The organism is Acidovorax sp. sif1233, assembly GCF_019218755.1.
Taxonomy (GTDB): Bacteria; Pseudomonadota; Gammaproteobacteria; order Burkholderiales; family Burkholderiaceae_C; genus Acidovorax.
Genome location: NZ_JAHUWZ010000001.1, coordinates 546,173 through 558,393, shown reverse-complemented (window position 1 = coordinate 558,393; position 12,221 = coordinate 546,173). Strand labels below are relative to the sequence as shown.

At 67.6% G+C, this 12,221-nt stretch carries 12 protein-coding genes; 1 reads left to right on the top strand and 11 read right to left on the bottom strand.

The genetic code is table 11. The features are described 5' to 3' along the window. Positions 1 to 3 precede the first annotated feature (3 nt). The 5 genes from KW843_RS02550 to KW843_RS02530 all read right to left on the bottom strand — a co-directional run bounded on the left by KW843_RS02550 (position 4) and on the right by KW843_RS02530 (position 4,503). Positions 4 to 885 (bottom strand): DMT family transporter, encoded by an 882-nt coding sequence (locus KW843_RS02550; RefSeq protein WP_218293512.1) that lies wholly within the window; start codon positions 883 to 885, stop codon positions 4 to 6. 208 nt (positions 886 to 1,093) lie between these two features. Beyond that, positions 1,094 to 1,516, bottom strand: a complete 423-nt coding sequence (locus KW843_RS02545) for a BLUF domain-containing protein (RefSeq protein WP_010461918.1) — start codon at positions 1,514 to 1,516, stop codon at positions 1,094 to 1,096. Positions 1,517 to 1,518: 2 nt separating this feature from the next. Continuing rightward, the gene (gene folE / locus KW843_RS02540) at positions 1,519 to 2,247 is read right to left on the bottom strand and encodes a GTP cyclohydrolase I (RefSeq protein ID WP_218293511.1); all 729 of its coding nucleotides are present in this window, start codon (positions 2,245 to 2,247) and stop codon (positions 1,519 to 1,521) included. A 206-nt stretch (positions 2,248 to 2,453) separates the two neighbouring features. Continuing rightward, on the bottom strand, positions 2,454 to 3,692 hold the full coding sequence (clsB, locus tag KW843_RS02535; protein ID WP_218293510.1) for a cardiolipin synthase ClsB: 1,239 nt from the start codon (positions 3,690 to 3,692) through the stop codon (positions 2,454 to 2,456). Between the two features lie 73 nt (positions 3,693 to 3,765). Next, on the bottom strand, positions 3,766 to 4,503 hold the full coding sequence (locus KW843_RS02530) for an endonuclease/exonuclease/phosphatase family protein (RefSeq protein WP_218293509.1): 738 nt from the start codon (positions 4,501 to 4,503) through the stop codon (positions 3,766 to 3,768). A gap of 119 nt (positions 4,504 to 4,622) precedes the next feature. Between KW843_RS02530 and KW843_RS02525 the strand changes: the two genes are divergently transcribed. Further along, a complete protein-coding gene (locus KW843_RS02525) occupies positions 4,623 to 6,368 on the top strand; it encodes a tetratricopeptide repeat protein (RefSeq protein ID WP_218293508.1) in 1,746 nt (581 codons plus the stop codon). 71 nt (positions 6,369 to 6,439) lie between these two features. Here KW843_RS02525 and nudB read toward each other — a convergent pair whose 3' ends face one another. From nudB to KW843_RS02495, 6 genes are all read right to left on the bottom strand, one after another. Further along, positions 6,440 to 6,910 (bottom strand): dihydroneopterin triphosphate diphosphatase, encoded by a 471-nt coding sequence (gene nudB, locus KW843_RS02520; protein ID WP_218293507.1) that lies wholly within the window; start codon positions 6,908 to 6,910, stop codon positions 6,440 to 6,442. Between the two features lie 10 nt (positions 6,911 to 6,920). Continuing rightward, positions 6,921 to 7,739, bottom strand: a complete 819-nt coding sequence (locus tag KW843_RS02515) for a CsgG/HfaB family protein (RefSeq protein ID WP_370627873.1) — start codon at positions 7,737 to 7,739, stop codon at positions 6,921 to 6,923. Between the two features lie 136 nt (positions 7,740 to 7,875). Continuing rightward, the gene (gene aspS, locus KW843_RS02510; protein WP_218293505.1) at positions 7,876 to 9,678 is read right to left on the bottom strand and encodes an aspartate--tRNA ligase; all 1,803 of its coding nucleotides are present in this window, start codon (positions 9,676 to 9,678) and stop codon (positions 7,876 to 7,878) included. Positions 9,679 to 9,721: 43 nt separating this feature from the next. Next, a complete protein-coding gene (locus KW843_RS02505) occupies positions 9,722 to 10,342 on the bottom strand; it encodes a DUF502 domain-containing protein (RefSeq protein WP_218293504.1) in 621 nt (206 codons plus the stop codon). Between the two features lie 8 nt (positions 10,343 to 10,350). After that, a complete protein-coding gene (locus KW843_RS02500; RefSeq protein ID WP_218293503.1) occupies positions 10,351 to 10,701 on the bottom strand; it encodes an FmdB family zinc ribbon protein in 351 nt (116 codons plus the stop codon). A gap of 63 nt (positions 10,702 to 10,764) precedes the next feature. Further along, positions 10,765 to 12,210: a sodium:solute symporter family protein gene (locus tag KW843_RS02495; protein ID WP_218293502.1), complete on the bottom strand. Its 1,446-nt coding sequence runs from the start codon at positions 12,208 to 12,210 to the stop codon at positions 10,765 to 10,767. Positions 12,211 to 12,221 lie beyond the last annotated feature (11 nt).

Genomic DNA, 12,221 nt, shown 5'->3' with positions numbered 1-12,221 from the left:
GGCCTACCCCAGCGCCAGGGCGGTGACACCCGCGGCAATGCACAGCGCGCCAAAAATGCGCGCCACACGGTCGCCCTCGCCCAGCAGGTGGCCGCCGATGAGCGCCGCGAACAGCATGGACACCTCGCGCGCGGGCGCCACGTGGGACATGGGCGCCTCGCGCATCGCGTACAGCACCAGCACGTAGGCCACGGGGCTCACCGCCGCCACCAGCAGCGCGAAGCGCCACTGCGCCAGCCACAGCGCACGGGCCGTGGGCAGGTCGCGCAGCACCACGGGCGCGAGCAAGCCCACGCGCACGAAGTTGCCCATGTAGTCCACCAGGATGGGGGACATCAGCAGGATCTTGACCGCATAGCCATCCACCACGGTGTAGCTGGCGATGAAGGCGCCCGTGAGCAGGCCGTAGAGCATGCCCTTGTGCACGCGCGCCCGGGCGGCAGGGTCGTGCGCGGCGCGCAGCAGGCCCGGGCCGCCCGCGATCAGGAACACCCCGCCCACCACGCCGGCGATGCCGGCCACGCCCAGCGCCGAGATGCGCTCGCCAAGGACCGTCACCGCCACCAGCGACGACAGCAGCGGCCCGGAACCGCGCGCCAGCGGGTAAACGACGGTGAGATCGGCCTTGCTGTAGCCGCGCAGCAGGATGACGAAGTAGCCCACGTGCAGCAGCCCGCTGGCCGCGACGAAGGCCCACTCCGTGGCCCCCCACAGCGGCACGGCATCGCGCCCCAGGTACCAGCCCAACGGCGCCCAGATGACCATCATGATCACCGAGGTGAAGAACGCGAACCGCGAATCGCCTCCGGCCTTCTTGGCCACGATGTTCCAGCACGCGTGGATGAGGCCGGCGAGGATGATGAGGGCGAAGGCGGTAAGGGTCACGGATGAAAAGAAGAGCGGCCTGAATGCAAAAAGCCGCAAAGCCGGGTGGGCTGCGGCCGAAACAACGAGGCCAGAGCATCAGCGAAAAAAGTGGGGTGACTTGTGTAGCGAGCGGTCTCAGCCTGGGTGGAGGAACGCAGCCGCACCCCCGTGCGGCGAGTACCGCAGGCCCGGGATGTGGCCGCGCAGCAGCAAAACACCCCGCCTTTCAGGCTCTGCCGATGATGGAGGCCGTGGCCATCAGTTCTTCGAGCAGCGCGAACGACACCTTGCCCGACACGGCATAGGGGTCCAGCTCGGGCTTCTCCGAGTACTTGAGCAGGATGGAGTGGTTGATCTTGGACAGGTTCACCTGCCCCATGGTCCAGCCACCGAAGCGGCGTTCGGCGATTTCTTCGTAGTGCAGCAGCTCCACGTTCTTGTGGCGCGGGTCCTTCTGGATGTGGCCGTACAGGTCGCTCACCGCGGAGCGCCCGCCTTCGATGGCCTGAAGGAACACGCCGCCGCCGTAGCACAGCACCCCGGTGATGCCGCAGCCCGGGTTGTGCTGGCGCGACTGCGTCAGGATGGCTTCGATGGCGGCGGGCGAAGTGTCCACCGCGCGGCTGGCATAGAGCAGGCGTACGAGCATGGTCAGTTCCTTCCAGGGATGAGGGACAGAAATTCGCGGCGCAGCGCCGAATCTTTGAGGAACACGCCACGCATCACGGAGTTGATCATCTTGCTGTCCATCTCGCGCACGCCGCGCCAGGACATGCAGAAGTGGCTGGCCTCCATCACGATGGCCAGGCCGTCGGGCTGAGTCTTTTCCATGATGAGGTCGGCCAGCTGCACCACGGCCTCTTCCTGGATCTGCGGGCGGCCCATGACCCAGTCCACCAGGCGCGCGTACTTGGACAGGCCGATCACGTTGGTGTGTTCGTTGGGCATCACGCCGATCCAGATCTTGCCGATCACCGGGCAGAAATGGTGGCTGCAGGCGCTGCGCACGGTGATGGGGCCCACGATCATGAGCTCGTTCAGGTGCTCGGCGTTCGGGAATTCCGTGATGGCCGGCTGCGCCACGTAGCGGCCCTTGAACACCTCGTTGAGGTACATCTTGGCCACGCGGCGCGCGGTGTTGTTGGTGTTGTGGTCGCCTTCGGTGTTGATCACCATGCTGTCGAGCACGCCCTGCATCTTGACCTCGACCTCGTCGAGCAGCTTCTCCAGCTCGCCGGGCTCGATGAACTCGGCGATGTTGTCATTGGCATGAAAACGCTTGCGGGCAGCGGCAAGGCGCTCTCGGATCTTGACGGAGACAGGCGTGCCTTCATCATCCGGCGGGGTGGACGTCATATCGGCGGCGGGTTGGCTGGACATGGCCAGAATCGTAACAGCGATTGACACACCGCAGATTTCAAAGGTTTTTGGCCTCCACCGCTTGATGGCAAAGCGCCAACAGCTATTCTATTCATAGCAATACTTGCCAACGGCGCCGCCCCACGCCAGTGCCACCGTGGAAGCGGCTTTGCCGGGCCGCGGGGTGGCGTCCCCGGGGGGAAAGCGGCGCAGCCGCTCAGGGGGGCTCAATAGCTTTTTCCGGTGATCCACAGCGCCAGCCGCATGAGGCCGAAGGCAATGCGGTCCAGCACGCGCTGGCGCAGCGGGCGGCCCGCGTAGCGCGCCGGGTCCATGCGCCGGCCGGCATGCTGCATCGCATGCACCAGGCGCTGGCGCAGGTCGGTGGCAAAGGCTGCGTCCTCCACCACCACGTTGGCCTCGCGCGCCAGCAGCAGGCTCAAGGGGTCGAGGTTGGACGAGCCCACCGTGGCCCAGGGCCTGTCGCCCATCGCGTCGATCACGGCCACCTTGGCGTGCAGGAAGCTGGGCGCGTATTCGTGGATCTCCACCCCGGCCTCCAGCAGCGCGCCATACACGGGCCGTGCCGCGTGGTACTGCATGAAGTACTCGTAGCGCCCTTGCAGCAGCAGGCGCACCCGCACGCCCCGGCGCGCCGCCATCACCAGCGCGCGGCGCAGCTTGCCGCCGGGCATGAAATAGGCGTTGGCGATGATGACTTCGTGCCGCGCGGCGCCGATGGCGCGGCGGTAGGCCTTTTCGATGCGGCTGCGGTTGCGCACGTTGTCGCGCAGCACCAGCGCGGCGCGCATGGGCGGGCCGGCCTCGGCGGCCTGCAGCGCATGCTTGGCCGCGCTGGCGGCGCGCAAGGCCTGCAGGGCCTCGGGCAGGCGGCGCTGGCGCGCGTCGCGCACCGCCTGCATGCGCCACCACAGCTGGTCCATGGTCTCGCTGGCCGATGCCACCAGGCTGCCCGTGGCCTGCACCGCGAAGTCAAAGCGCGGCGCCTCCAGCGCGCCGTGGTTGGGGTCGTGGAAGTCGTCCAGCACGTTGATGCCGCCGCAAAACAGCATGCAGCCGTCCACCACGCACAGCTTGCGGTGCAGCCGCCGCCACCGGTGTGGCAGCAGCAGGCCCAGGGGGCCGAGCGGCGAATACACGCGGTACTGCACGCCGGCCGCCTGCAGGCGCTGCGCCCAGCCGTGGGGCAAGGCGCCCGTGCCCACGCCATCCACCACCAGCTGCGTGCGCACGCCGCGCTGCGCCGCGCGCATCAGGGCCTCGGCCACGGCGGCGCCCGCGCCGGTGAAGTCGAAGATGTAGGTCTCGAACTGGATGTCCGACAGGGCGGCGTCCATGGCCTGGATCAGCGCGGGAAAAAGCTCCTCGGCCCCTTGCAGCAGGCGCACCTGGTGGTCGTCGGAAAATCCTGCCCCATGGGCCCGCGCGAAAGGCTTTCTTCTCATTTCGGAAGCCCGTCGCCCGGCGGGGGCGTCGCCCCTTCCAGGGAGGAAGGCGCCGCGAACGGCACAACGGGGGTCATAGCCTGAACTCGGCGATCAGCGGGAGGTGGTCGGACATGCGCCACCAGATGCGGCCGCGCGGCACATGCAGCGACAGCGGCGTGAGGCCGCGCACGTACACATGGTCCAGCTGCGCCAGCGGCAGCCGCGCCGGGTAGGTGAAGGTGCGCGGCGCGTCGAACTCGTGCAGCGCAAAGCCGGCCAGCATGCGCTTGACCTGCTGGCCCCAGTCATTGAAATCCCCGGCCACCACGACGGGCGCGCCGGACGGCACCTCGCGCTCGATGAAGCGCTGCAGGCGTTCGATCTGGCGGATGCGGCTGCCGGGAATGAGCCCCAGATGCACCACGATCACGTGGATGCGCCGCCCGTGGGCATCCACCTCGACATGCAAGAGCCCGCGCTGCTCGAAGCGGTGGTCCGAGATGTCTTCGTGCTGGTGCCCGATCACGGGCCAGCGCGACAGCAGGGCGTTGCCATGTTCTCCGTGTTTGGTGGTGGCGTTGGTGCGGTACACGGCCTCGTAGCCCTCGGGCGCGAGGAACTCGGCCTGGGGCAGTTCGGGCCAGCGCTGAAAATAGGTCGCCTCGCGCCGGTGGAGCTTGCGCACCTCCTGCAGGCAGACGATGTCGGCGTCGAGCTGCTCCACCGCCAGGCCCAGGTTGTGGATCTCCAGCCGGCGCGCGGGCCCGATGCCCTGCACGCCCTTGTGAATGTTGTAGGTGGCCACCCGCAGAATATCGTCGTGTTCCATGTCCTGATTGTGTCGCAAGCCGCACTGGCTGCGGGTTTGCCCGACGCTGAAAGCCGCGGCGGCGGCTTACACTTGGTTGCACTCCACTCCCCCGCCGTGGCGGGCCGGCACACACCCTGATGGCTACCGAGAACGACCCATCCGCCGCGCCTGCGGTGCTGGCGCTGATCGTCGACAGCAATGCCACTTCCCGCAGCATCCTCGTGGGCCAGTTGCGCGAGTACGGCGTGACCCGCATCGTGCAGTGCACCCGGGTGCAGGATGCGCGCAGCCGGCTGGAGCACACGGTGTTCGACTACGTACTGTGCGAGCAGTATTTCGGCGAATCGGGCTATTCGGGCCAGACCCTGCTGGACGACCTGCGGCGCGCGCAGCTGTTGCCCTTCTCCACCGTGTTCTTCATGGTCACGTCCGAGGCCTCGTACGCCGCCGTGGCCGAGGCCGCCGAGTCCGCGCTCGACGGCTATCTGCTCAAGCCCTTCACGCCCAGCGCGCTCTTCGAGCGCCTGAGCCTGGCGCGCCTGCGCAAGATCCATCTGCGCCCGATCTTCGACGCCATCGAGGCCGAGGATTTCGAGCGTGCCGCGCAGCTGTGCGTGGAGCGCTTCGAATCGCGCCAGCCCTACTGGCTGTATGCCGCGCGCATCGGCTCCGAACTGCTGCTGCGCCTGTCCCGCCACGACGAGGCCCGCACGCTGTTCGAGGCCGTGATCGCCGCCCGCGCCCTGCCCTGGGCCAAGCTCGGGGTGGCACGCGCGCAGATCGAATCCGGGCAGGCGGCGCGGGCCATCACCACGCTGCAGGAGCTGATCGGCGAGGACGCCTCCTTCGCCGACGCCTACGACGTGCTGGGCCGCGCGCAGGTGGAACTGGGCAACTTCTCGCAGGCCATCGAGACCTACCGCACGGCCAGCGGCCTCACGCCGGATTCGGTGGTGCGGCTGCAGAAGCTGGGGATGATGTCGTACTACATGGGCGACCGCGAAACCGCCACCAAGGTGCTGGCACGGGCGGCCGTGCTGGGCATCGACTCCAAGCTGTTCGACTTCCAGTCGCTGGTGCTGCTCACGTTCTCGTACTTCGCCGACAACGACCGCAAGGGCATCGAGCGCTGCATGGCCGACTTTGGCCGCATCCTGGAGCGGCACGAGTCCAGCGCCCGCATCCGGCGTTTCGCGGCGGTGGCGCGCACGCTGCAGCTCATCCAGCAGCGCCAGTTCTCGCAGGCCGTGGAATCCGTGCGCGGCATGGCCGGCGAGATCACCTCCAGCGGCTTCGACTTCGAGGCCGCGTGCAACCTGGGCAGCCTGCTGGCCGTGCTCGCGGTCACCTCGATCGACCTGTCCGAGGGCGAGGGCTGGGTGCGCGCGCTGGGCATGCGCTACGCCAACACACGGGGCTTGACCGAGCTGCTGGCCAACGCCTGCGGCCTGCACGCACCTTACGGGGAGATGGTGCGCGACTGCCTCGTGCAGATCAACAAGACCGCCGAGGCCGCCATGGCACAAAGCCTGGCCGGCGACCCGGCGGGCGCCGTGAACCACCTGCTGCAGCAGGCCGGGCACACGCTCAACTCCAAGCTGGTGGACATGTCCCAGCAGGTGCTGCTGCGCCACCGCGCGCGCATGGCCTCGCCCGAAACTCTGCAGGACGCCATCGACGCGCTGCGCACGCGTGTGGGCACCGCGCCCACGCGGGCGATCCTGGGGCAGGACAGCGAACGCCGGCCCGGCGGCGTGGTGCTGCGCGTGCGCGGCGGCGGCGATGAGCCCACCCGCATCCCGTCGCCGCCCCAGGACAGCCTGGCCCCCGACCCCGCCGAGCCTCCCGACCCCGCGGCCGCGCTGCGCCTGCGGCCGGTCTGAAAATCCCGGGAACGCCGCTGGACGGGCGCCCCTCTGGTGCCATCGGCGACGCGCCTGGCGCCCTCCAAGCCTCAGGCCTGCCCGGCGAACCGGGGCAACAGCAGGCAGGCTTCGGCGTTCGACGCGGAAAAACAGGCGTCCGCGGCGGCCTGCCAGGGTAGCCACCGGAACGCATCGTGCTCGCGCGGGCTGAGCACGACCGGGGTGCCTGAAGGCACGCGCAGCCCGAACACCCGCTCCCGGTTGCGCACCACGCCGGGCGCGTAGCGGTACAGCCACTGCGGCCAGATGTCGTAGACGTTCTCCAGCGCCCAATCGGTCAGCACGCAGCCGGGCGACCGCGCATCGATGCCGGTTTCCTCCGCCACCTCGCGGCGGGCCGTCTCCTCAAAAGGCTCCTCCAGGCGGTCCTTGCTGCCGGTGACGGACTGCCAGTGCCCCTCGCCGCCCACGCGGCGAATCAGCAGCACCTCCAGCGCCGGGGTGTGGATCACCACCAGCACCGACTCCGGGAGCTTGCAGGGCCGCTGCGCTGCCACCATGGCGCCCTCCTCACCCGCCCCTGGAGCGCGTGGCGGCGGCGGTGGTGGGCACGGGCGGGGGCAATTCCTTGGCCTGCAGCGCACGCACCTGCACCACCAGCTGGTTGTGCGCATCCAGGAACGCCGCGGCGATGACCTTGCCCTCGTTGGTATTGCTCCAGCCCGCCCCCGCCGCGCCACCGAGCTTGCCGAACACGAGCCCGCCCACCCCCAGGTCGGTGGTGCGTGCCGCCCCGGTGGCCGCGGCCACCTGCTCGGTGGTTTCGTTGTCGGACAGCAGCAGGGCCGTCTGCGCCTCCTTGAACTTGACCTGCTCCACCAGACCGGCCAGGCCGGCAATGTCGCGCAGCACCGGAATCATCGCGATCACCCCGGCCAGGCCGCGCCCCGCATCCTGCTCGCTGAAGGTCAGGCTGGGGGTGAGCGTGTACTGCGCCTCATAGCCCTTGCCCTTGGCCACGGTGGAGTTGTTCTTGCGCAGGATGCCGGAGTCCTTCAGGTCCTGCTCCTGGATGGTGCCGCGCAGGCCGGCCGAGCGGTCCACCACCCGAAAGCAGCCGCTTTGCTGCGCCAGCAGCTTGACCAGGGGCACGGGGGATGCCGGCAGGTGGTAGCCCGAACCCACGGTGTAGCCGTTGGGGTTCTCGGCCAGCGCCAGCGTGGCCACGGGTGCTTCGCAGCGGACCAGCTCGCGGGCGGCGTTCTGCGCGCCCTGGGGCCCGGCCGAACCGGTGACCACCGAGCCGCCCTGGCCCAGTTCGGTCTTCTTTTCGCCGCAGCCCGCCAGGGCCAGCAGCAACACCCCTGCCAGCAGGGCCGGGATCGTCATGGAACGCATGGAAGGCTTCCTTTCAACGCTGGGGAACCAGCCAAGAAAAAAGCGGCATGGGGCCGAGGCCCCTGCCGCTTTGTGGTGCGATGCCGCCGGAGTGCATCTGCGAGATCGATCTGGCGGATGCCCCGGATCAGGCCGCCTTGATGGCGTCGGGGTTGCGCAGGCGGATGTGCAGCTCGCGCAGCTGCTTTTCGTCCACCGGCGAAGGCGCCTGCGTCAGCAGGTCCTGCGCACGCTGGGTCTTGGGGAAGGCGATCACGTCGCGGATCGACTCTGCGCCGGTCATCAGCGTGATCAGGCGGTCCAGGCCGAAGGCGAGGCCACCATGCGGAGGCGCGCCGTACTGCAGCGCGTCCAGCAGGTAGCCGAACTTGGCCTGTGCGTCTTCGGGCGTGATCTTGAGGGCATCGAACACCTTCTTTTGCACATCGGCGCGGTGGATACGCACCGAGCCGCCACCCAGCTCCCAGCCGTTGAGCACCATGTCGTAGGCCTTGGCGATGCACTTGCCAGGGTCCGTGTCCATCAGGTCCTCATGGCCATCCTTGGGCGACGTGAAGGGGTGGTGCACGGCGGCCCAGCGGTCGTTCTCTTCGTCATGCTCGAACATCGGAAAGTCCACCACCCACAGCGGTGCCCAACGGCTTTCGAACAGGCCGTTCTTCTTGCCGAAGTCGCTGTGGCCGACCTTCAGGCGCAGTGCGCCGATGGAGTCGTTGACGATCTTTTCCTTGTCGGCACCGAAGAACAGCAGGTCGCCATCCTGGGCGCCGGTGCGCTTCAAGATCTCGGCGATGGCTGCGTCGTGCAGGTTCTTGACGATGGGGGACTGCAGGCCTTCGCGGCCGTTGGCCACCTCGTTGACCTTGATCCAGGCCAGGCCCTTGGCGCCGTAGATCTTCACGAACTCGGTGTAGGCGTCGATCTCGCCGCGCGAGATCTGCGCGCCGCCCGGCACGCGCAGGGCCACCACGCGGCCGCCCTTGGTGGTGGCGGGCGCGGAGAACACCTTGAAGTCCACGTCCTTCATCACTTCGGTCAGCTCGGTGAATTCGAGCTTCACGCGCAGGTCGGGCTTGTCGGAGCCGAAGCGGAAAGCCGCCTCCTGGTAGGTCATGATGGGGAACTCGCCCAGGTCCACGCCCAGCTGGGTCTGGAACACCTCGGCGATCATGCGCTGGAAGATCGCGCGGATCTCTTCCTCGCCCAGGAACGAGGTCTCGCAGTCGATCTGCGTGAACTCGGGCTGGCGGTCGGCGCGCAGGTCTTCGTCGCGGAAGCACTTGGTGATCTGGTAGTAGCGGTCATAGCCGGCCACCATCAGCATCTGCTTGTACAGCTGGGGCGACTGGGGCAGCGCGAAGAACTGGCCATCGTGCACGCGGCTCGGGACCAGGTAATCGCGCGCGCCTTCGGGCGTGCTCTTGCCCAGCATGGGCGTCTCGATGTCGATGAAGCCTTCCTTGTCCAGGAAGTTGCGCACCTGGATGGCCGTCTTGTAGCGCAGCATCATGTTGCGCTGCATGTGCGGGCGGCGCAGGTCCATCACGCGGTGCGTGAGGCGGGTGGTCTCCGACAGGTTCTCGTCGTCCATCTGGAACGGAGGCGTGACCGAGGGGTTGAGCACGTTCAGCTCGTGGCACAGCACTTCGATCTGGCCGCTCTTGAGCTTGTCGTTGGTGGTGCCGTCGGGACGGGGGCGCACCAGCCCCTTGACCTGCACGCAGAACTCGTTGCGCACATCTTCGGCGGTCTTGAACATGTCGGCACGGTCCGGGTCGCACACCACCTGCACGTAGCCTTCGCGGTCGCGCAGGTCGATGAAGATCACGCCGCCATGGTCGCGGCGACGGTTCACCCAGCCCGACAGGGTGACGGTTTGGCCCATCAGGGCTTCGGTCACAAGACCGCAATAGTGGGAACGCATGGCCATGGCAGAAACTTCCGGCGCCCAGGGGGCGCGTTAAGGGGATTACTTACTTGGATGAAACGAGCGTCGGGTCCGCCGGAGCGACCACGCCCATCGAAACAATGTATTTGAGGGCGGCGTCCACGCTCATGTCGAGCTCGACGCAGTCGCTCTTGCGCAGCATCACGAAATACCCGCCCGTGGGGTTGGGCGTGGTGGGCACGTACACGCTCACGAATTCGTCGCGCAGGTAGGCCGCCACCTCGCCGTTGGGCGCCCCGGTGACGAAGGCCACGGTCCAGACACCCTCGCGCGGCCACTGCACCAGCACGGCCTTGCGAAACGCGTTGCCGCTTTCGGAGAACAGCGTGTCCGACACCTGCTTGACGCTGGAGTAGATGGAGCGCACGACCGGGATGCGGTGCACCAGGGCATCGCCCCACTGCACGAGCTTGCGGCCCGCGAAGTTGCTGGCGATGGCGCCCACCACCAGCAGGATGAGCAGCGTGAGGACCACGCCGAAGCCGGGAATGTGGATTCCCAGCAGCTTGTCGGGGTGCCATGCGCCCGGCAGGATCTGCAGGGTCTGGTCGAGCGTGCTCACGATCCAGTTGAGCACCCACGCCGTGATGACCCCTGGCACGATCACCAGAAGGCCGGTCAACAGCCATTTGCGCAAGGCAGCCATGAAGGTACTCAGTTCGACGAAGGGGTTGTGGAGGTTGAACCGCCGCCAGCGCTTGGTGCAGCTGCGCTGGATGCTTCTTTTTTAGGAGCATCTCCGGTGCTGGCGGGAGCGGGCGCGTCGGACTTCGACTCCGGCTTGGCCTCGGTGGCGGTGGCGGGGGCGGAATTCCCGCCGTTGCCGCCGCGGAAATCCGTCACATACCAGCCGGAGCCCTTGAGCTGGAAACCCGCCGCGGTCACCTGCTTGGAAAAGGCCTGCGCGCCGCAGGCGGGGCAGACCGTCAGGGGCGCGTCGGAGATTTTTTGCAGCACATCCTTGGCATGGCCGCAGGAGCCGCATTTGTAGGCGTAGATAGGCATGTCAGAGTGTTGAGGGAAAGTGCAAAACCCTCAATTATAGGCGGCATGCCCCCGGCCACCGTGTCACTCCGTGCCGACGAGCCTGTGGTGCGCCGCATGGCTGTTGCGGATGGCCTGCGGGCCCAGCGAGCCGATCAGCATGCCCGCCAGCGCGGCCAGCAGCCCTGCCAGCTGGGCGGGGAAGACCGCGCCCGCGGGCGTGGCCAGGAACAGCAGCCAGGTCAGCAAGCCCAGCACGATCGCGAAGATGGCGCCCTGCGTCGTGGCGCGCTTCCAGTACAGGCCAAACACCAGGGGCACGAAGGCCCCCACCAGCGGCACCTGATAGGCGCCGGACACCAGCTCATAGATCGACGTGCCCTGCATGTAGATGGCATACGCCAGCACGAGCGCACTGAACACCAGCGTGGTGACGCGCATGGTGCGCAGGTGCTGCCTGTCCGAGCTGTGCGGGCGGAACTGGCGCCAGATGTTCTCGGTGAACGTGACGCTGGGCGCCAGCAGCGTGGCCGACGCGGTGGATTTGAGGGCCGACAGCAGCGCGCCGAAGAACAGCACCTGCATCACGAAGGGCATCTTGGACAGCACCAGCGTGGGCAGCACCTTCTGCGGGTCGTCCTTGAGCAGCTCGGCCGTCTCGGCGGGCATGATGATCAGCGCGCTGGCCACGAGGAACATGGGCACGAAGGCGAACAGGATGTAGCAGATGCCCCCGATCACCGGGCCGCGCGTGGCGGCCTCGATGTTGTTGGCCGACATCACGCGCTGGAACACGTCCTGCTGCGGAATCGAGCCGAACATCATGGTGACGCCCGCCGCGATGAAGAACACCACGTCATGGAACTTGGGCTCGGGCAGGAAGCGAAACAGCTCGCGGCTGGAGGCGAACTCGATGACCTTGCCGGCACCGCCCGCCATGTTGCCCGCGAACACCGCGATCACGGCCAGCCCCACCACCAGGATGATCATCTGGATGAAGTCGGTCACCGCCACCGACCACATGCCGCCAAACAGCGTGTAGGCCAGGATGGAGGCCACGCCGATGGTCATGCCCACGGGGATGCTGATGGCGCCGGCCGACAGCAGGTTGAACACCAGCCCCAGCGCCGTGACCTGGGCAGACACCCAGCCCAGGTAGCTGAGCATGATGATGAGGGAGCAGACGATCTCCACCGTGCGGCCATAGCGCTCGCGGTAGTAGTCGCTGATGGTGAGCAGCGTCATGCGGTAGAGCTTGCCCGCGAAGAACAGGCCCACCAGGATCAGGCAGAAGCCGGCGCCGAAGGGGTCTTCGACCACGTTGCCCAGCCCGCCCTCGATGAATTTGGCCGGGATGCCCAGCACCGTTTCCGAGCCGAACCACGTTGCAAACGTGGTGGTGATGATCATGTACAGCGGCAGATGGCGCCCTGCAATGGCGAAATCCGCGGCATTCTTGACTCGCCGGGCTGCCAGCAGGCCGATGGCGATGGTGATCAACAGATAGACAATGACCAGGGTCAACAGCACGGCATGCTCCT